Origin of the sequence: Halomicrococcus gelatinilyticus (assembly GCA_024227995.1) — an archaeon.
In the GTDB taxonomy this organism is placed as follows: domain Archaea; phylum Halobacteriota; class Halobacteria; order Halobacteriales; family Haladaptataceae; genus Halomicrococcus; species Halomicrococcus gelatinilyticus.
The window spans coordinates 152,494-171,540 of sequence record CP100466.1 but is presented as its reverse complement, the minus strand read 5'-3'; the positions used below and the strand labels follow the sequence as shown (position 1 = coordinate 171,540).

16 protein-coding genes are annotated in these 19,047 nt (G+C 70.3%); 8 read left to right on the top strand and 8 right to left on the bottom strand.

The features are described 5' to 3' along the window. Positions 1-3: 3 nt before the first annotated feature. Positions 4-1,782 (bottom strand): cation:proton antiporter, encoded by a 1,779-nt coding sequence (locus NKT36_RS16030; protein WP_327053828.1) that lies wholly within the window; start codon positions 1,780-1,782, stop codon positions 4-6. A 270-nt stretch (positions 1,783-2,052) separates the two neighbouring features. Here NKT36_RS16030 and NKT36_RS16025 point away from each other — a divergent pair, with 270 nt between their 5' ends. After that, the gene (locus tag NKT36_RS16025; protein ID WP_327053787.1) at positions 2,053-3,450 is read left to right on the top strand and encodes a sulfatase; all 1,398 of its coding nucleotides are present in this window, start codon (positions 2,053-2,055) and stop codon (positions 3,448-3,450) included. Between the two features lie 3 nt (positions 3,451-3,453). Here NKT36_RS16025 and NKT36_RS16020 read toward each other — a convergent pair whose 3' ends face one another. Next, the gene (locus tag NKT36_RS16020; RefSeq protein WP_327053786.1) at positions 3,454-4,446 is read right to left on the bottom strand and encodes a CPBP family intramembrane glutamic endopeptidase; all 993 of its coding nucleotides are present in this window, start codon (positions 4,444-4,446) and stop codon (positions 3,454-3,456) included. Between the two features lie 88 nt (positions 4,447-4,534). Between NKT36_RS16020 and NKT36_RS16015 the strand changes: the two genes are divergently transcribed. The 5 genes from NKT36_RS16015 to NKT36_RS15995 all read left to right on the top strand — a co-directional run bounded on the left by NKT36_RS16015 (position 4,535) and on the right by NKT36_RS15995 (position 9,853). Continuing rightward, positions 4,535-4,678: a hypothetical protein gene (locus NKT36_RS16015; RefSeq protein ID WP_327053785.1), complete on the top strand. Its 144-nt coding sequence runs from the start codon at positions 4,535-4,537 to the stop codon at positions 4,676-4,678. Then, positions 4,675-5,769 (top strand): tyrosine-type recombinase/integrase, encoded by a 1,095-nt coding sequence (locus NKT36_RS16010; RefSeq protein WP_327053784.1) that lies wholly within the window; start codon positions 4,675-4,677, stop codon positions 5,767-5,769. The genes NKT36_RS16015 and NKT36_RS16010 overlap by 4 nt, the downstream gene beginning before the upstream one ends. A gap of 58 nt (positions 5,770-5,827) precedes the next feature. Beyond that, positions 5,828-7,177 carry a hypothetical protein gene (locus NKT36_RS16005; RefSeq protein ID WP_327053783.1) on the top strand — a complete coding sequence of 450 codons (1,350 nt, stop codon included), beginning with the start codon at positions 5,828-5,830 and terminating at the stop codon, positions 7,175-7,177. 274 nt (positions 7,178-7,451) lie between these two features. Further along, entirely contained in the window at positions 7,452-8,732 is a 1,281-nt protein-coding gene (locus NKT36_RS16000; protein ID WP_327053782.1) for a DUF7405 family protein, read from the top strand. Positions 8,733-8,788: 56 nt separating this feature from the next. Continuing rightward, entirely contained in the window at positions 8,789-9,853 is a 1,065-nt protein-coding gene (locus NKT36_RS15995) for an iron transporter (RefSeq protein WP_327053781.1), read from the top strand. Between the two features lie 16 nt (positions 9,854-9,869). Here the strand turns inward: NKT36_RS15995 and NKT36_RS15990 are convergent, their stop codons facing one another. Both NKT36_RS15990 and NKT36_RS15985 read right to left on the bottom strand, forming a co-directional pair. After that, positions 9,870-10,853 (bottom strand): transcription initiation factor IIB, encoded by a 984-nt coding sequence (locus tag NKT36_RS15990; protein ID WP_327053780.1) that lies wholly within the window; start codon positions 10,851-10,853, stop codon positions 9,870-9,872. Between the two features lie 331 nt (positions 10,854-11,184). Next, on the bottom strand, positions 11,185-11,808 hold the full coding sequence (locus tag NKT36_RS15985; RefSeq protein WP_327053779.1) for a phosphoribosyltransferase: 624 nt from the start codon (positions 11,806-11,808) through the stop codon (positions 11,185-11,187). A 91-nt stretch (positions 11,809-11,899) separates the two neighbouring features. Between NKT36_RS15985 and NKT36_RS15980 the strand changes: the two genes are divergently transcribed. Beyond that, a complete protein-coding gene (locus tag NKT36_RS15980) occupies positions 11,900-12,496 on the top strand; it encodes a hypothetical protein (RefSeq protein ID WP_327053778.1) in 597 nt (198 codons plus the stop codon). Between the two features lie 176 nt (positions 12,497-12,672). Beyond that, positions 12,673-14,445 (top strand): helicase HerA domain-containing protein, encoded by a 1,773-nt coding sequence (locus NKT36_RS15975; RefSeq protein WP_327053777.1) that lies wholly within the window; start codon positions 12,673-12,675, stop codon positions 14,443-14,445. Positions 14,446-14,447: 2 nt separating this feature from the next. Here NKT36_RS15975 and NKT36_RS15970 read toward each other — a convergent pair whose 3' ends face one another. The 4 genes from NKT36_RS15970 to NKT36_RS15955 all read right to left on the bottom strand — a co-directional run bounded on the left by NKT36_RS15970 (position 14,448) and on the right by NKT36_RS15955 (position 18,897). Then, complete coding sequence (locus NKT36_RS15970; RefSeq protein ID WP_327053776.1) at positions 14,448-14,621, bottom strand: hypothetical protein; 174 nt, start codon at positions 14,619-14,621, stop codon at positions 14,448-14,450. Continuing rightward, on the bottom strand, positions 14,621-14,875 hold the full coding sequence (locus tag NKT36_RS15965) for a hypothetical protein (RefSeq protein WP_327053775.1): 255 nt from the start codon (positions 14,873-14,875) through the stop codon (positions 14,621-14,623). The genes NKT36_RS15970 and NKT36_RS15965 overlap by 1 nt, the downstream gene beginning before the upstream one ends. A 263-nt stretch (positions 14,876-15,138) precedes the next feature. Next, the gene (locus NKT36_RS15960) at positions 15,139-16,914 is read right to left on the bottom strand and encodes an asparagine synthase-related protein (RefSeq protein WP_327053774.1); all 1,776 of its coding nucleotides are present in this window, start codon (positions 16,912-16,914) and stop codon (positions 15,139-15,141) included. Between the two features lie 78 nt (positions 16,915-16,992). Continuing rightward, positions 16,993-18,897 carry a bacterio-opsin activator domain-containing protein gene (locus NKT36_RS15955; RefSeq protein ID WP_327053773.1) on the bottom strand — a complete coding sequence of 635 codons (1,905 nt, stop codon included), beginning with the start codon at positions 18,895-18,897 and terminating at the stop codon, positions 16,993-16,995. Positions 18,898-19,047 lie beyond the last annotated feature (150 nt).

Genomic DNA, 19,047 nt, shown 5'->3' with positions numbered 1-19,047 from the left:
CATTCAGTCGTCCTCGGAATCGTCGCTCGATTTCCCGTCCGCGCCGTCGTCCGCCGCCCCCTCGTTCGCCGCCGCCTCGCCCCCTGGCTGGAGTCCGTGCGCGTCCGCCACCGACTGCCACACCGCCGCGCGGTTCAGGTCGTCCTCGCCCAGCGTCGGCTGGCCGTGCGCGACGCGGTCGCTCCGGCGTTGGACCTCCTCCAGCAGTTTCTCGCCGGCCTCCCGGCTGACGACGCCGCGCTCCATCGCGTTCCGGATGCCGAGTTCCTCCCGCTGGAGCAGGCGGCGCTCGTCCAGGAGTTGCTCCTTCTCGCGCAGTTCGGGCGACGTCTCGATCAACTGCGAGATGCGCCGGTCCAGGCGGTCGCGCTCGGTCTCGTAGTCCGCGACGGCGTCCTCGTACAGCGGCGTCGGCATGTCGTCGTGTTCGTGGTACTCCTCGGCGGCCTCGATGGCGGCGTCGACGCCGTGGAGTCGACCGACGAGGAGTTCGTAGAGCCGTTCGTCGTCGGACTTCGTGACGATGCCCAGCCGCTCGACGAGCGACGCCATCGTGAGCCCCTGTACCAGGAGGGTGACGGTGGCGACGCCGAAAACGAGCGCGAGGAGTCGTTCGCGCAGCGGCGCGGGCAGGCGCTCCGGCAGGCCGAGCGCCAGCGCGATGGGCACCGAAGTGTGGATGCCGGCCCAGACCACGACGTGCTGGTAGGACCACGGGACCGTGTCGACCGACCGCCAGTTGTGTAGACCCGTCAGGGGGTAGACGACGACTGCGCGGGCGAGGAACACGAGGACGACCGCGGTCAGTATCGCACCGGCGTTCTCGACGAGGAGCGCGACGGGGGTCGCCAGGCCGATGGCGACGAAGATGACGGTGTTCGCGAGGAACGCCGCAGTCTCCCAGACCTCGCCAATCCTGAGACGGGCCCGCACGCCGACGGCTTCGGGCGTGCTGCGTCGCGAGAGGAGGAGGCCAGCAGCGAGCGTCGCGACGACGCCGCTGGCCGCGATCTGCTCGGCGACGACGTACGCGCCGTACGCGACGAGGAACGTTACGAGGATACCGGTCGTGGCGTCGTCGGTGAGCGCGAGGAGTCGGTAGGCCGCGTAGCCGACGAGTCCGCCCACGACGACGCCGCCGACCATCGCGCCGACGATGCCCACGACGACGTCGCGGACGAGGTCCGACGCCGTGACCAGTTCGGCGGTTGGGACGCCGCGCGCCTCGACGACGAGGCCCAGGAGCACCGTGTAGAGGACGATGCCGACGCCGTCGTTCAACAGGCTCTCCCCCTCGACGAGGACGGAGAGCTGTTCCGGCGCGCCGAGCTCGTCGAACAGCGCGACGACCGACACCGGGTCGGTCGGCAGCAGTATCGCACCGAGGAGCAGGGCGACCGCCGGCGAGAACCCGAAGAGCGCCGGTGCCGCGGCGCCGACGACGACCACCGACAGCACGAGCCCAGGGACGGCCAGCGTCAGGATGGGACGCAGTTCCTCCCTGAACCTCGCACCGTCGATGTTGATCGAGCTCTGGAAGACCAGCGTCGGCAGGACGACGAGCAGGATGAACTCCTCGGTGAGCGTCACCGAGAGCGGCAGGTCGAGGAGCGACACCAGAAGCCCCGCGAGCACGAGTCCGATGGTGTAGGGGACGGGAACCAGCTGTTCCACGGCCACGCTGACGACCGCAGCGGTGGCGAAGAGCGCGAGCAGCGTCAGTATCGCCTCCTCGACGCCACCGATCGCCCCGACCGACCTGGCGAGCAGGTTCAGGATCATCACGACAGGGACGGGTGTTCCGTCGACGAACGGCGTTCGACGCCGCGGCAGAAAACTGTTGGGCGGCCCGGACGACTGCGGCGTCGACCCACCGGAGCGCCGACCCGCCGGAGCGCCGCGGGGTGACCGTGTACGACGACGGGGCAGCGACGCTCTCCGGAGACGGTCGCCCGACGGGAAGCGAGGTGTCGTTTAATATTACACGCCGGAGAACAGATAGATTTCTCGGAAACTATTTACTGACAGTGGAGAATCATCGAGTACGGAACGATGAGTCAGGACCACTCCCAGGTGACCGTACTGTTCACTGTCGACTCGCTGCGAGCGGACGCCCTCGACGCCGCCGACGTGCCGACGATGGACAGACTGGGAGAGCGCGGCACCGCGTTCGAGAACGCGTTCGCACACGGCAACTGGACGCCGTTCTCCTTCCCCTCGGTCCTGGGGTCCGACCACGTCTTCGCCGACTCGCGCGGCGTCGGCGTGAGCGACGCGCCCACGCTCGCCGCTCGTCTCCAGGAGGCTGGCGTCGAGACGGCGGGGTTCAACGCGGCGAACGGCTTCCTGACCGAACACTGGGGGTACGACAGCGGGTTCGACGCGTTCGAGACCTTCACCGGGAGCAACGACGGGTTCTACAGCCGGTATCTCACCGCCCACCCGACCGTCCAGGCGTGGGTGCAGGTCGCCACGACGCCGGTCCGGCGTCTCGTCGGCCGGGGCGAGAGCGACGCGACGAACGTCTCCCGGATGCGCGACGTCGAACGCCGGGCCATCGAGTTCCTCGACGACGCGGAACCGCCCTTCTTCCTCTGGGTGCACTACATGGACACCCACACGCCGTACGTCCCGGCACCGAAATACGTCCGCGACGTGACCGGCGACAGCGTCGGTTCGCTGCGGATGCTGCGGGCGCACCTCAAGGCCGGCCTCGGGAAGGAGGTCAGCGACGGGACGCTCGCCGACCTCGAATCGCTGTACCGAGCGACGGTCCAGCAGGTCGACGACAGCGTCGAGCGCGTGCTCTCGGCGCTCGACGACCGCGGCCTGCGCGACGACGCCACCGTCGTCCTCGCGGGCGACCACGGCGAGGAGTTCATGGAGCACGGCCACCTCGCCCACTACCCGAAGCTGTACGAGGAGCTGGTCCACGTTCCGTTCGTCGTCGACGCCCCCGGCGCGGAACCGCGACGCGTCGAGCAAGCCGTCGGCCTGGACGCTGTTCCGGCGACCGTCTGCGACGCCATGGGGGTCCCGGCCGACGGCCTGGCCGGCGAGAGCCTCCTCCCGACCGTCCGCGACGGCGAGGCCCCGCCGGACGAGCCAGTCACCTCGGTCGCGGTGCGGGGCGAGCGCGTCACCAGCCAGCCAATCCCGCGCCACCTCGACGACGGCGAACTGCTCGTGAGCGCGCGGACGGCCGACTGGGCGTACGTCTACCACACCGACTCGGGCGACCGCGAACTGTACGACCGCACCCGCGACCCGACCGAGCAGGACGACCGCTGGGCCGAGAAAGCCGACTCGGACGTCGTTCGACGGCTCCACGACGCCGTCGAGCGGCGACTGGACCGAATCGGGAGCGCCGGCGAGGACGAGGAGGCGACCGACGCCGCCGGCCCGCCCTCCGGCGTCACCGACCAGTTGAAGGCGCTCGGCTACCAGTAACCGTCACTCTTCTGCGGTGCGCAGGTCGGGCGTCCACACGGCCGGCGACAGCGATACCTCGCCGGTCCGGTGGCGCGCCCACGCCGCGGTTCCCGCCAGGCCGACCGCCAGCGCCACGACGCCGAGCAGCCCCGCCTCCGGGCCGAACGCTCCGCCGGTCCAGCGGTCCGGTCCGCGCTCGGCCACCGCGACGACGGCGACCCCCGGACTGGTGCCGCTCACCGGGAAGCCGTAGACCGGTCCCTGGAAGAAGTTCCACGTCAGGTGGAAGCCGATCGGAACGCCGAGTTCGCCCGTCAGCACGTAGCCAGCCGCGAGCACGACGCCGGCCAGTGCGACGTTCGTGGTGCTGACGAGCGTGGCGTTGGGGTTGCCGGCGTGCAGCAGACCGAACACGCCCGAGGAGAGCAGCGTCGCCAGCGCGACGGCGACGGCCGGGCCGAGGCCGCGCAGCCCCTCCGCGAGGTTCGTCAGGAGGTAGCCGCGCAGGAGCAGTTCCTCCCCGACCGAGACCGCGACGAACAGCGCGACGGCCCCGGCGAGCGCCGCGGGGAGCGACGCGCCCGCGCTCGTCCGGAGCGTCCCCGTCACCCGAACCCACCCGGCCGCGAGTTCGACGAGGAAGATACCCGTCATCAGGAGCGCCCCGAGCGCGGCGCCGAACCCGAAGTCCGCCGCCCACGCCCGGTCGAGGCGGAGGCCGAAGTCGGTGAACCACCGGTGGTCGAGGAGCCGGCCGGCGAGGTAGACGCCCGCGACCGTCAGTCCCGTCGACGACGCGACGCCGATGACCGATATCGAGAGTGTGTCCGCCGTCCCCACGAGCGACGTCGCGAGTGCGCGCATCCCGCTCACCGCGAGCAGCGCCTGGAACGTCAGGCTGACCACGAGTCCGAGGACGACGAACACGATACCGCCACCGAGGAGTCGCCAGGGTGCGCGGAGTCGGTCGCTGTCCGCGTTCCAGAACGCCGCGACGAGCGTACGGGGGAGCACGTCACCGCCTACGGCGCGGCGTGACAAAGGCGTCCCGGACGGACGTAGATTTTAGTGGTTGCCGCGATGAGGGGAGGACGACGCAGCGATGATACAGCTACCGATCCGGCGGTGCCCGGCGTGCGGATACATCGGCCCGGTCAGGCGGTTCAAGACGGAGTCGACGCCCGAACTGACCTGTCCGCGGTGTGGCCAGTCGATGACCGACGCCACCGACCCCAGACTGGCATGACCGCGACCGTCACCGCCGCCATCGACGAGTACCTCGACAGCGTCGAGTCCGGCAACTCCGCCGCCGTCGCCCGCTCGGCGCTGCGGGAGTGGGCGAACTGGCTGGCCGCCAAACGAGACGTGACGGCCCTCGACGACGTCGCCGTCATCGACTGTCGCCGGTACGCCCGACACCTCAAGCGTCGCACCCGGGACGACGACCTGAAGGCGTCGACGGCGAACACCTACTACGCCTACGTGCGAGCGTTCCTCGGGTTCTGCGAGGCCGACGAGCTCATCGAGCGCAACCCGGCCGCCGTCTCGCGGGCGCAGTCGCAGCTCCCGGAGGACCCCGGCGACGCCGACCGGCAGTTCTGGTCGGAGCACGACCGGAACGCCATCCTCCGGTTCATGGACCGCCGCGTCGAGCGCGCGCTCGACGGCGAGACCGACGTCTCCCGCGAGCGCGCCTACCGCGACCGGGCGCTGGTGCGGCTGCTCGCACTGTCCGGCGTCCGTGGGGCTGAGGTGTTCCGCGACCCGGCCGACGACCGCCGCGACGGCGTCACCTGGGAGGACGTCGACGTCGACGGCGGTGCAATCCGCGTGTTCGGCAAGTCCCGCGAGTACGAGTACGCCCAGTTGCCCCAGCGAGCCGCCGAGGCGCTCGAACGCTACCGGACGGTAGCCGAACCGCCGACACCGGAGTTTCCGGTGTTTCCGACGGACCACGCCCCGTCGAAGTACAGCGCCGCACGCGAGCAACTCGGCGAACAGGGGTACGACGACCACCGCGTCGAGCAGATACTCGACGCGAACCCCATCGACGAGGTGGTCCAAGAGTACGAGGTCGTCGTCCCCGCCATCTCGACGCGCGGCGCACGCGGGCTGATGGAACGGCTCTGCGACCAGGCCGGCCTCGACATCGACGGCGAGTACCTGAAGCCCCACGGCGCGCGCCGTGGGCTGGGCCACCAGCTCTACTCGGAGGGGCACGCCGAGCTCGCCCAGTCCGCGCTCCGGCACGCCTCCATCTCGACGACCCACGAGAGCTACTCGAACATCCGGGCCAGCGAGACCGCCGAGCGCGTCGACGACGTCCTTGACGAGTGACGGATTTCGAGAACCGGACCAACAGCCACTTACACCGCGTGGTGCCGAGATACGCACGATGAAGCGACGCTGGACGCTCGCGTCCGTGGCACTCGGGCTCCTCCTCGCCACGGGCGTCGCGACGGCCCACGGAGTCACCACGCGGTTCGACGCACCCATCCCGCTCGTGCACCTCTACGCCGGGGCCGGAGCGACCGTCGCTCTTACCGCACTCTTCCTCACCGTGTCGGTCGGCGACGTCGCGCTCCCCGCGCGACGCGTCGACCTGCTCACGCCCGACACCGGTCGCGTCGCCCGCATCGCCGCTCGCCTGCTCTTCCTCGGGGCGTTCGCAGGCGCCGTGTACGCCGGAATCGCCGGACCGGCGAACCCCACCGAGAACTTCGCCGTCGCGTTCACGTGGGCGGTCTGGCTGAAGGGCGTCGGCCTGCTCGCCGCGCTGTTCGGCAGTCCGTGGCGGACGCTCTCGCCGTGGCGCACTGTCTACGACGGGCTGTCGGTACTCGAGGGCGACGAAATCGCGCTCGCTGCGTACCCCGACTGGCTCGGCGACTGGCCCGCACTCGTGGGGTTCGCCGCGCTCGTCGGCGTCGCCGAGAACCTCACGCGCATCCCCGCCGATCCGCAACTGACCGCCGTCCTCCTCGTCGGGTACGCGCTGGTCATGCTACTCGGCGGCGTCGCCTTCGGACCGTCGTGGTTCGAACGCGGCGACCCGCTCGCGGTCCTGTACCGACTGTTCGGTCGCGTCGCACCGTTCCGGGTGCGGCGAGCGGCGGGCGGATACGAACTCGACGTGCGCGCGCCGTGGCGCGGCTGCACCGACGCGGTGCCGTCGCTGACGACGGCGGCGTTCGTCGTCGCGGCCGTCTACACCGTCAGCTTCGACGGGTTCATGGAGGCTCCGGAGTACCAGACGCTCCTGTTCGACGCTCGCGACCTCCTCGGGACGGGTCCGGTCACGTCCGTCCCGCTGTACTTCGCGGGGGCCGTCGCGTTCCTCGCGGCGTTCTGGCTCGTCACCGTCGTCACGGAGCTGGTCACCGACGGGGGTCCGGACACGTCGTTGCGCGGGACCGTCCTGACGCTCGCGCCCACCGTCGTCCCGATCGCGGTCGCCTACGAACTTGCGCACAACGTCTACTTCGTCGTGCTCCAGACCGCTCGCGTCGTGGACGTCCTCGGTGGGCCCGCGACCGACCCGCTCGCGTGGCTCACGCTGTCGGCGTACTGGACGACCCAGGTCGGCCTCGTGGTCGGCGGCCACGTCGTCGCCGTCGTCGCCGCCCACCGCGTCGTCCACGCGCGCTACGAGCGCGGCGGCCTGGCGCACGTTCCGCTGACGGCACTGATGATCGGCTACACCGTACTCTCGCTGTGGATCATCTCGCGGCCGGTGGCGACGTGACCGGGCGTCCAGCGGGGACCGACGACGCTATCCGGACGTCGGGTTCGCACGGGCGACCCGGTTGAACGGAGAGAACGAACAGGCAGCACCTGCCGGTGGCGTAGGACGTCCGCGAGGGGCGTGCTGCGCTCCGGCCTCGACCCCGTCGCGGTAGTTCGTCAGGGCACGACGGTGCGTGGTCCCGGCTTCGGATTTAAACCCTCGTACCGCGCGTTCGGCCCTTTCGACGCCCGTACCAGAACCCCTTTTCACGCTCCACGTCTAGTCGCGAACGATGACCGAGAGCACTCGCGGCATTCCCCGGCGCGAGTTCGTGAAGGCCGCGGTCGCCATCGGCGGGTCTGCGGCGCTGTCCGCCTGCCTCGACCGCGGCGGCTCGCCGGACGTGGCGACGGGTCCCGACGACCTGTCGACGCTACCCGAGCGCCAGCACGCGTGGAACGACGTCCTCTCCACGGACGAGCACGGGAACGTCCTCGCGGCCCGGCACAAGGTGCTGCTCTACTTCGACTACGCGGGAAGCGGGACGCCGTCGGCGTCCGAGCGCGAGCAGGTCGAGTCGGCACTGCGGAGCCTCGAACGCGCCTACGAGCGGGGGAACCAGGGGCTGCTCTTCACGGTGGGCTACTCGCCGTCGTACTTCGACCGGTTCGACGGGACGTTGCCCGACGCCGTCGACCTGCCGGCCCCGGAGCCGCTCGCGCCGTTCGAGGACCCCGAACCGGACACCCAGGACGTCGTGATCAACCTCGCGAGCGACCACGCGTCTGTGGTGCTGGCGGCCGGGGAGGCGCTGCTGGGCAACCGAGACGCACTCAACGGCGTCGACGTGGAAGCGTCGCTGTCCGGCGTCCTGGAGCGCGTCGACCGCCGGACGGGGTTCGTCGGCGAGGGGCTGCCCGCGGACAACCAGGACGTCCAGGGCATCCCGGACTCCGAGCCCGTTCCGGAGGAGTCTCCGATGTACATGGGGTTCAAGTCCGGATTCAAGAAGAACCAGGCCAGCGAGGACCGCGTGACGATCCGGGAGGGGCCGTTCGCTGGCGGCACGACCCAGCACGTCTCGAAGCTCCGCCTCCACCTCGACCAGTGGTACGAGCAGGACAGCCGCGACCAGCGGGTCGCGAAGATGTTCTGCCCGGCGCACGCCGCCGAGGACCGCGTCGAGGGCGTCGGCGATAACCTCGGCACCGACAGCGCGATGGGCGACGAATGTACTGAGAACGTCACCGAGTACGCCCGCGAGCAGGGGATGGTCGGCCACTCCCAGAAGTCCGCGACCGCGCGCGAGGACGACTCGCCGCTCATCCTCCGGCGCGACTTCGACTCGACGGACGGCGGCGAGGCCGGACTGCACTTCCTCGCGCTGCAACGCACCATCGGCGACTTCGCGGACACCCGGAAGGCGATGAACGGGACCGACGTCGCGGAGGAGTCGTCGGTCGGCCAGCGCGTGAACAACGGCATCCTCCAGTACATGACCGTCGAGCGACGTGGCAACTTCCTCCTGCCGCCGCGCTCCCAGCGGTCGCTGCCGTCGCCGAACCCCAGCTAGCGGTTTCGACGGGCGTACCAGAACCCCTTTTCCGACGCCGTGGCTAGAACGACCCAATGAATCGGCGTACGCTGCTGCAGGCTGCCGGCGCCGGCGTGGCCGCGTCGCTGGCGGGCTGCTCGGGGCTCTTCCAGACGGAGACCATCAACCGCTCCCCGCCGATGGTCGAGAACCGGCCCGACGCCGTCTACGTCCCGTCGCACATCGAGGGGATGGAGATGGGCGGGACGGCGAAGCAGGGACGACTCCGGCTGGCGCTGTTCTACAGCTTCCCGCACCGCTTCTGGCTGATGGGCGGTGGAACGGCGAAACAGCAGGAGAAGGTCGAGATACAGTCCGACGACGACGCGCACGTGATGGCGTCGGTGTGGGACGAGCAGACCGGGACTGTGTTGCCGGCCGGTAACCTCCGCCTCGAACTCGCGAAGGACGACTGGAGCACCACGCGGACGATGTGGTCCATGCTCTCGCAGAACATGGGCCTCCACTTCGGCGACAACATGAGCCTGGACGGCGACGGGGAGTACGAGGCCACGGTGACGTTCAGCGGCGTGACCGCCGACCTGACGGGCGCACTGGCCGGGCAGTTCGGCGATACCACGACGCTGACGACGACGTTCGAGTACAGCCAGGCTGCCAAGGAGGACGTCATGTACGAGACGTTCGACGCGCGGAAGGGCGAGAAGGACGCCGAGCCGCCGATGAGGATGGACATGAAGATGCCCATCAGCAGCGTCCCGAAGGAATCGGAGTTCCCCGGCACGGTCCGCGGGACGACGACGACGGGCGACGCGGACTTCCTCGTCGCGACCGTCTCCGAGGGCGACCTGGCGGGCGAGGGCACCTACATCGCCGTCTCGCCCCGAACGCCGTACAACCGCTACCCACTCCCGATGATGTCGCTCTCGGCGACGCTACAGCGGGGCGAGAAGACGGCGTTCGACGGGGCGCTGACGCCGACGCTCGACCCCGACGCGGGATATCACTACGGGAAGCGGGTCGACGGCGTCGAGTCGGGCGACGAACTGACGATCACGGTCGAGTCGCCGCCGCAGGTCTCGCGCCACGAGGGCTACGAGACGGCGTTCCTCGACATGAACGAGAAGACGGTGACGCTGTAGCGCGACGCGGAGAGAATCAGACGAGGGCTTCCTCGTCCTGGGCGACCTCGAGCAGTTCCTGGTAGCGGTTGCGGATGGTGACCTCGCTCACGCTGGCGACCTCGCCGACCTCGGCCTGGGTGACCTGCTCGTTGGTGAGCAAGGACCCGGCGTAGACGGCGGCGGCCGCGAGGCCGACCGGCGACTTGCCGCTGTGGACGCCCGTGCGCTTCGCGTTCTGCAGCAGTTCGCGGGCGCGTCGCTCGGCCTCGTCGCTGACCTCGAGTTCCGAAGCGAACCGGGTCACGTAGCTCTCGGGGTCTGCGGGCTGGATCTCGAGGTGGAGTTCGCGGACGATGTAGCGGTAGGTGCGCTTGAACTCCATCGCGTCGATCCGGCTGACCGCTGCGACCTCGTCGAGACTGCGGGGGACGCCGGCCTGTCGTGCGGCGGCGTACAGCGAGGCGGTGGCGACGCCTTCGATCGAGCGGCCGGGGAGCAGGTCCTCGTCGAGGGCGCGGCGGTAGATGACCGACGCCGTCTCGCGGACGTTCTCGGGGAGGCCGAGGGCGCTGGCCATGCGGTCGATCTCGCCGAGCGCGTGCTTGAGGTTGCGCTCCTTGCTGTCGCGGGTGCGGAATCGCTCGTTCCACGTGCGGAGGCGCTGCATCTTCTCGCGCTGCTTGCTGCCGAGCGTGTTGCCGTAGGCGTCCTTGTTCTGCCAGCCGATGTTCGTCGAGAGCCCCTCGTCGTGCATCATCTTCGTGGTGGGGGCACCGACGCGGCTCTTCTCGTCTTTCTCGGCGGAGTCGAACGCGCGCCACTCGGGGCCGCGGTCGACGCTGTCCTCTTCGACCACGAGCCCGCACTCCCCACACACCGTCTCGCCGTGCTCCTGGTCCGTGACGAGTCGCCCCCCGCACTCGGGGCAGACGTCCTGGGTCTCGTTCTCCTGTTCTCGCTCGGTCTCGGTGGACTGTACGTCCGTTCCGTCGTAGTTCCTGGTTCGAATGCTTGTCATGATGGTGGTGTCTCCGGTCGCGCTACCGCGTTCGCCACCGGGCGCTCCCGGCGGATGGGGGAAAGTCAGAAACCCCGGAGGGCGAACTCCCTAACCAATAGTAAGGGCGAAAAGTACTTAAAGGTTTCGCCGAATTGTCCGCGTCACACTCGGCCGCAGAAGTGCGACCCTCCGACGCGGCCGTATTCGAACGGAGCACGGTCGAGGGGGTGGCCGGTCTCCATCGAACCGCACACGACCGCGGTCGCCGACGTGGTCGTGCCGGCGGTCCAGAGGCCGCTGGTGACGATGGACGAACGACGGCGGACTGGACCGGTGGCCCGGCCTGCCGTCACCGGTCGAGGTACGACCGCGCCTCGTCGTCCGACACCTGGTCGAACCGCCGGTAGAACTGCCCGACGGCGCCGAACCCCGGCGGCGTGTCGACGCAGATCACCTCGTCGGCCTCGTCGCGCAGGCGCTCGATGGAGTCGGGCGACCCGACCGGCACCGCGAGGACGACGTGGGCCGCCCCGGCGTTCTCGACCTGTCGCAGGCACGCGATGGTCGTCGCGCCGGTCGCGACGCCGTCGTCGACGACCAGGACGCGCTGGCCCTCCAGTTCCGGGACCGGCTTCCCCTCACGGTAGAGGTCGGCCTTCTCCCGGGCCTGCTCGGCCTTGCGCTCGCGCTCGGCCTCGACGTACTCGTCGTCGGCCCCGACCCGGGCGACGATGGCGTCGTTCACCCACGCGCTCCCGTCGGCGCCCACCGCGCCGATGGCGAGTTCCGGGTTGTGCGGCGCCCCCATCTTCTTCGCGACGACGACGTCCAGTGGTGCGTCCAGTCGGTCGGCGACGACGCGCCCGAGCGGCAGTCCACCCCGCGGCACCGCGAGCACGACGTCCGTCTCTACCCCCCGTTGCTCCAGACGGTCCGCCAGTTGTTCTCCCGCGTCCGTTCTGTCGGCGAACATGCTACCTCCGTCGGAGGGACGACCGCGAGAGCGATAAAGGTCGCGCCGGTCGGCGAACCTTTCGAGTCCCTGGCCGTCGAAGGTGGGAGGGATGCAGCGAGTTTCGCAGGCGACGGTGCTCAGACACTGGCTCCGACTGGAGTGTCACAAGCCGGAAGGGCCGGCGGTCGCCGTCGAGTCGCTGTCGGAGCAGGCGGCCCTGGACCGACTGTTGCAGCAGAAACCGGGCGCGGCGGCGTTCGTCTGGCGCGACGGGCCGGTGCGCTGGTACCGGACCACCCTCTCGCGGGCAGAGTTCGAGCAGTTGCGCGTCGTCGAGGGGCCGGAGGACATGCTGTGGCGCGCGCTCTCGCCGGACGGCACCGTCCTCGGCGCGGCGCGGCGCATCGCACGGGGTGACGCGGACGACCTGGCAGCGTCGACGGGCGTCGACGTCGACCGCGTGCGGCGGTTCCGCGACGATCCGCCCGGCGAACCCCTGGTGCTCGCCCGTCGGGAGGGGTGTGTACCGCCGCGCGTCGCCGACGGCAACTACCGGGCGACCGCTCGCGCGCTCGCCCTGGTCCAGACCGGCGATTACGACCCCGTCAGGGCGTACCTCGGCGTCTGTCCGCGCCCGGTGCTCTCGCCGCTCTACCACCGCGCGTGCTCGCTCGTCCAGCGTGTACTCGGCAAGCGCCCCTGGTAGAGCGCTGGCGGTCCGGGCCGCGGTCGGCTCCCCGGCACGGCGAGCGCGAGCTCGTCGAGCGCCACGTCGGCTCCAGGGGCGTCGTTCGAGGTGACGTTGCTCGCCCGGAACGGTCGAAACGTTGCCACGTCGGCATGCAAAATTTGAAGACCTACCTGTCGGTACGGATAGACAAGATGGACGAGGAACAGCGGCTGTCGATCGGTCATCTCGTCGACGACGAGACGCCGGTCTCGCTGCCCGTCGTCGAGATCCTGACGGGGCGCGGGTTCGTCACCGGCAAGAGCGGGTCCGGGAAGAGCAACACCGCGTCGGTCGTCGTCGAGCAACTCCTCGACGCCGGCTATCCGGTCGCCATCATCGACGCCGACGGCGAGTACTACGGACTCAAGGAGGAGTACGAACTGCTCCACGCCGGCGCCGACGAGGAGTGCGACATCCAGGTCAGCAGCGAGCACGCCGAGAAGATCGCCGCGCTCGCGCTGGAGCAGAACGTCCCCATCATCCTCGACGTGTCGGGGTACCTCGACGAGGACGAGGCCGACGAGCTCATCCGGGAGACGGCCCGGCACCTGTTCGCCAAGGAGAAGAAGCTGAAGAAGCCGTTCCTCCTCGTGGTCGAGGAGTGCCACGAGTACATCCCGGAAGGCGGCGGGATGGGCGAGACGGGGAAGATGCTCATCAAGGTCGGCAAGCGCGGCCGCAAGCACGGCCTCGGCATCATGGGCATCAGCCAGCGTCCCGCCGACGTGAAGAAGGACTTCATCACGCAGGCGAACTGGCTCGTCTGGCACCGCCTGACCTGGGAGAACGACACGAAGGTCGTCAGCCGCATCGTCGGGTCGGAGTACGGCGAGATGGTGCCCGACCTCGACTCCGGCGAGGCGTTCGTCCAGACCGACTGGACCGACGGCGGCGTCCGTCGCATCCAGTTCAACCGCAAGGAGACGTTCGACGCCGGCGCGACGCCCGGGTTGGACGACTTCGAGCGCCCGGAGCTGAAGTCCGTCAGCGACGCGCTGATGGACGACCTCGAAGGGATAACGGAGCTCAAAGAGCAGGAGCACGACCGCGTCGCGGAGCTGGAGAGCCGCCTCGAACGCAAGGACGAGCGCATCCGCGAACTGGAGGACGAACTTGAGAGCGCCCGGAACGTCTCCGCGGCGGCCCGGAAGATGGCCAACGCCCTGGCTCACGGCGAGGTGGGGACGGGCGAGGAGCTCCACGAGCGCCTCCGCGAGAAGGACGAACGCATCCGCGAACTCGAAACGACGGTCGCCGAACTCACCGACGACCAGTCCGCGCTCGACGAGTTCGACGGCGAGGAGGAGGCCGAGACCACGGACGACGAGAGCGACGTGATGGACGACGCCGTTGCGGACGACGATGTTACGGACGACGCCGTTGCTGACCAAGCCGACGAGACGTTTCCCGCAGCCGACGCGTCCCCGGACGAGGGAGACGAACCGGACGAACCCGGAGAGAACGACGACCGCGCGACCGACGAGTCGGACGAGGGGACGGACGAGTACGACGACGTCGAGGCCTACCGGCGGAAGCTCCGCGAGCGGGGGTACGAGCTCCGCGACGCGGTGGCGACCGACATCAACCCGGAGACGGCGTCGCTCATCGACCTCGCGCAGTCGGAGCCGGTCGTCGTCCGCATCGACGCCGCGCGCCGGGAGTCGCTCTGCAACGAGGACCACTCCTGGGACGTCGTGGCCGCGCTCGCGAGGGACGGGCCGATGACGGTCCACGAGATCGCTGAGAACGTCGCCGCCTCCGTCGAGCAGATACAGAGCCTGCTGTCGGAGCTCCGCAAGCGGTCGTTCGTCGTGCGCAACGACCGCCGCGAGTACTCGCTGAACCGCGACGCGATGGTGGCGGTCGCCGAGAACCCCGACGAGCGGGTCCGGACCAGCGAACTCGTCGCGCAGTGGCGCGAGTAGCGTCAGCGGTCGCGCCAGGGGTCCTCGACGTCCGCGTCGCGTTCGACGTCGCGAAGCGACCGGGGACGCCACTCGTCGCCGGCCGCGCGGCACTTCGCGACGAGCGAACCGAGCGTGGCCAGTAGCACCGCTCCGACGAGCAGGTCGAGCAGGATGAACGCGCCGATGTCGACCATCACTCCTCGTTCGCGCCGGACTCACCTGTGCGTTCCGGCGACCCGGCGTCGCGACGCGGACGGAGGAAGCGGACGGCGCCGGCCACCATCAGGCCGACGCCGAGCGTCGCACCGACGTAGTCGATACCGCCGGGGAGGACCCCAAGATGGGACGTGGCGAGGTACGCCACACAGCAGAGGCCGAGCGCGGGAAGGACCCGCGACTGGAGTCGGTCGCGGCGGTCGCGGTCGGCGTCGTCGTTCGCGTCTGACACTCGGAACCAGCTACTCCAAACTGCCATCCTCGAGCTTATAAATTTTCGTCAGACGTGGTAGTTGCGTGTGAAAATCTCGAACAGTCGCGTTTACATTCACAATTGTGGTAATTCTGCGCTGGAGCAATTCGAATATCGTCAACAGAATTTCTAGCCGGGGAGCGGCGGTCCGGGGAAACGGACCGCGTGAGGACGTGGCTATGGGGAGAGAGACGAAGGAACGACCGCGACGAGGAGCAGTTGCGACGACCACGGTGCCACCGTCACCGGACGGCGATCCGGCGCGCGGTCGGCGACCGCACCGCGTCGAAGATGCGCTGGAGCCAGAGTTCGACGGTGGTGATCGCGGCGAGCGGTTCCAGGTTGTCGGCGTCACCGCGGAGGTGGGCCTGCTGGAGGTCGCGGACGGCGGCGTCGTCGAACAGGTCGCGGTCGCAGGCGTCGTCGAGCAGTCCGTCGACGAACCGCCGGACGCCGTCGTGACTGCGGTACAGGTGCCCCATCGGGGACGTGTCAGGCGTCCTCCGTTCCCGGACGGCGTCGACGACGGCACCTGCGGCGTGGAACGACAGCGGAAACCGTGGGGCCACGGCAGTTCCCTCGCACGGGACGCCGGCGGCGTCGGCGGCCACCCGGCGCGCCACGCGGAGACGCAACGGGGCGACCCCGTACGGGACGGTACCGCGGGTGAACGGCACGGAGGCGCGGCGGTACCGGTCGTCCGGCATCCGGGCGAGATGGTCGAGGAACGCGCCGTCGGCGAAGGGGACGCGCGTCGCGACCTGGCTCCGGGCGAGGCGGTTCGTCCGGAAGCACGAGTCGGCGAGCAACTGCCAGCGGGCGGATGTCACGCGGTGCTCCGGACGGACGGCGTCGCTCCGCTGGAGGAGATCGACCAGCGTTGCACGGGGAGCGACGTCGCCCGTCAGCAGTTCGGCGGCCTCGTCCGGCAGCCGCGTCGCCGTCGCGGCGGCCAGCGCGTCGACGGGTGACTCGCGAGAGAGATGTGCGCGCGACGGCGAACCGCCGAGAAGCACGTCCTGGCCGCTCGCGGGGAACAGCACGTTCGCACGGGTGGACACGTCGCGGAGCGTCGCGGGGAAGTTAGCGAACGCGGACCACGAGACCATGCCGTCCGTGACCTCGACGCCGCGCCCGACGGCCGCGACGAACGCGTCGGCCGAGGCGTCGCAATGGCGGTGAGGAAGACCGAGCGCGTCCGCGACCCGTGCGCCGCTGCGGTCGGTCGGCGCGGTAGCAGCGTTCCGGGCGTACGTGCACAGGTCGTCGCGTTCCTCGTCGAGCGCGGCCGCGAGCGTCCGGTCGTCGAGGTCGCCGGAGAGCCAGACGCCTGCCGGGCCCGCGGCGGTGGCGGCGACGTCGCTCACGACCCGCCGGTACCGGTCGACCGTCTCGTCGACGTACCCTGCAGGGGACGCGGTGCCGAAGTCCGGCGTCCAGTACCGGCGCGTTTCGGCGTTCCCGGCCTCGTACCGGAGGTACGACGCGGGGCGCAGCGTCACCACGTCACCGGCGAGCGTCTTGGGCCCGGCCACGTGGCCGAGCGTGAGCAGGTCGCCGACCGCGCGTTCGTCCAGTCGCGGCCGCGACAGCTGGGTCAGCAATGGCGCGAGTTCGCTCCCGAAGAGGAACCCGTGGACCGTCGAGTAGTAGCAGGGACGCGTGCCGAGCTTGTCGGTGGCGACGACGACGCGGTCCCGGTCGGCCGCGACGAGCAGGAACGGGCCGTTCAGCGACGGGAGCACGGCGTCGGGGGCGTCGAGCACGCGCCGGAAGAGGTCGGCGGTCGAGAGGCCGAGGGCGCTGCGATTCGAGACGACGCCGTGGACGACGCCGACCGCGTCGCCGCCGTCCCACGTCGTCCGGCCGGCCGGGTCCCGTTCGGCGTGGTGGACGAGCGCGACGTGCCAGTCGCCCGCTGTCAGGGCCTCGGTTCCATACCACGGCTCGCGGTCCATCGCGTCGGCCATCGCCGACAGGGACCGACAGCCGACCGTACCGCCGATTACGCCGGGCATAGCAACGACGTTCACGACTGCCTACATAGTTATGAGACGCCTGAGGAGAACGAAAGCTGGACCTGTCACGCCCGCCGGTCAGCCGGCGTCGTCGAAGAACTCTGCGCAGAGTTTCCGCTGGGCGGCGCGGAGGTGCTCGTGGAACGTCGAACGGGAGATGCCCATGGAGCTGGCGATCTCCTCGCCGGTCACGGGCCGCGGCCAGTCGAAGAAGCCGCCGACGTAGGCGCGCTGGAGCGCCGCGAGCTGGCGGTCGGTCAGGTCGTCGGACACGGACTCGACGAACTCCCGCTTCGTCTTCGCCGGCCGCTGGCGGTGGCGCAGGGCCGCGAGGTCCAGCGTCGGGTACGCCGACTGCAGCTGGTCGACGTGCGAGCGCACGTCCGCCGACTCGGGGAACTCGACCACCAGTCGCCCCTCGCCGTCCTCGGCGGTTATCGACTGGGTCTTGCCGCCACGGCCGGAGAGCGTCGCGACGATCGCGTCGGTCGGGAGTTCGAACTCGACGAGACCGCCGCCGTCGTACTCGGTGACGAGGGCGGCCGACGTCACGTCGTCGCGGTCGGCCGCGGCGTCGACGACCGCCCCGGGATCCCCGCCGCTGACCGAGAACAGCGAGACGAGCGAGTCGTCGTCCTGGTGGACCGAGCCGCGGTAGGTGAGGTCACAGCCCGTCCGGGCAGAGAGCGCGGTGAAGAACACGTCGGACCCCCGGACGGAGAACTCCGTCTCGACGACGCTGTCGGCGACGAGGATGCGCCGCGTCTCCCGCGCGTTGATGGCGCTGGCGATGGCCCGACCGAGCGACCCGAGGACGACGCGCTCGCGCTCGTCGAGCGCGCCGGGACGGGACGCGCGGACGACGAGCACTCCGTAGTCGCCGTCCTCGGCGACGAGCGGGATCGCCGCCGTGCTGCCGTCCTCGCTCACGTGGAGCGCGCCCGTTCCGAGCGCCCGGTCGACGACCGTCGCCGCCGTGTCGGGGTCGTCGACGTCCGCTGCGCCTGCGCGCTCCCGGACCGTCACCGCGTCGGCTCCGACGTCGCGCTCGCCGATCCACGCCAGTTCGTACGGGTCGCTGGCCGCGAGTCGGGCGCAGACCGCCGCCTCGACGTCGGCCCGGGTCTCCGCCTCCACGACCTCGGTCGTCACGTCGCCGAGCAGTCCCTGGATGCGTTCGAGGAGGTGTTCGAGCTCCTCGGCGCGCCTGCGCGCTTCGCGTTCGGCGCGCTTGCGCCCGGTGACGTCGGTCTGGAAGCCGACGTAGTGGGTCACCTCGCCGTCCTCGTTCCGGACTGGCGCGACGTCGACCCGGTTCCAGAACTCCTCGCCGTCCTTCCGGTAGTTGCGGAGTTCGACCGAGACGGGGTCCTCCGCTTCGATGGCCTCGCGCATGGCGGCGACCGGTTCGGGTGACGTCTCCTCGCCCTGGAGGAACCGGCAGTTGCGCCCCAGCACCTCCTCGGCGGGATAGCCGGTCAGCTCCGAGAACGCCTCGTTGATGAACGTGAGCGGGTTGTCCTCGGCCGTCGCGTCCGCGATGGTGATGCCCACCGGCGCCTCGTGGATGGCGCGTTCCTTCAGTTCGAGTTCCGCCGCCACCTCGGCCGCGTCGTCGACGTCGAGCGACGAGGCGGCGCGGCGTCCGTCGCCAGCGTCGGTCGCCGCTGACGCGGCGTCGTCCGGGTGGAACGAGAGCGTGAGTTCGCCGCTGTCGGGGTGCACCCGGACGAGGAAGTCGTCGGCGTCGAGCGCGAGACGGAACGACACCGGGGCGTCCCGACGCCGGGCACGGTCGCAGTGCTCGCGGACGCGGTCACCGACGGCGTCGGGAAGCGCCGCCGGCAGGTGGTCGTCGATGGCCGCGTCGAAACGCGCGCTCGCCGCGTCGTTCAGGTACGTGACGCGCCAGCCGTCGTCGAGCGCGACGATGGGGTCCGCGAGTCGGTCGACGGCCCGGCGTGCCGTGTCGGAGCGGGTCACGTCGCGGGTCTAGGGGGCCGGTCGCCATAGTAGTTCAGTTCTCGGGGCGACCCGCCGGCGACGGTGACCGACGGACGCGACGGCTGACGTGGCGTCGAGGGACGGCGACCGCGTCACCGGCGAACCTCGCGTCGACCCGGTCCCATTGGG

Bases quoted from the DNA above. Each gene is read 5' to 3' on its own strand.
- NKT36_RS16030 (WP_327053828.1), bottom strand. From the start codon at position 1,782: ATGATCCTGAACCTGCTCGCCAGGTCGGTCGGGGCGATCGGTGGCGTC.
- NKT36_RS16025 (WP_327053787.1), top strand. From the start codon at position 2,053: ATGAGTCAGGACCACTCCCAGGTGACCGTACTGTTCACTGTCGACTCG.
- NKT36_RS16015 (WP_327053785.1), top strand. From the start codon at position 4,535: ATGATACAGCTACCGATCCGGCGGTGCCCGGCGTGCGGATACATCGGC.
- NKT36_RS16010 (WP_327053784.1), top strand. From the start codon at position 4,675: ATGACCGCGACCGTCACCGCCGCCATCGACGAGTACCTCGACAGCGTC.
- NKT36_RS16005 (WP_327053783.1), top strand. From the start codon at position 5,828: ATGAAGCGACGCTGGACGCTCGCGTCCGTGGCACTCGGGCTCCTCCTC.
- NKT36_RS16000 (WP_327053782.1), top strand. From the start codon at position 7,452: ATGACCGAGAGCACTCGCGGCATTCCCCGGCGCGAGTTCGTGAAGGCC.
- NKT36_RS15995 (WP_327053781.1), top strand. From the start codon at position 8,789: ATGAATCGGCGTACGCTGCTGCAGGCTGCCGGCGCCGGCGTGGCCGCG.
- NKT36_RS15990 (WP_327053780.1), bottom strand. From the start codon at position 10,853: ATGACAAGCATTCGAACCAGGAACTACGACGGAACGGACGTACAGTCC.
- NKT36_RS15985 (WP_327053779.1), bottom strand. From the start codon at position 11,808: ATGTTCGCCGACAGAACGGACGCGGGAGAACAACTGGCGGACCGTCTG.
- NKT36_RS15980 (WP_327053778.1), top strand. From the start codon at position 11,900: ATGCAGCGAGTTTCGCAGGCGACGGTGCTCAGACACTGGCTCCGACTG.
- NKT36_RS15975 (WP_327053777.1), top strand. From the start codon at position 12,673: ATGGACGAGGAACAGCGGCTGTCGATCGGTCATCTCGTCGACGACGAG.
- NKT36_RS15970 (WP_327053776.1), bottom strand. From the start codon at position 14,621: ATGGTCGACATCGGCGCGTTCATCCTGCTCGACCTGCTCGTCGGAGCG.
- NKT36_RS15960 (WP_327053774.1), bottom strand. From the start codon at position 16,914: ATGCCCGGCGTAATCGGCGGTACGGTCGGCTGTCGGTCCCTGTCGGCG.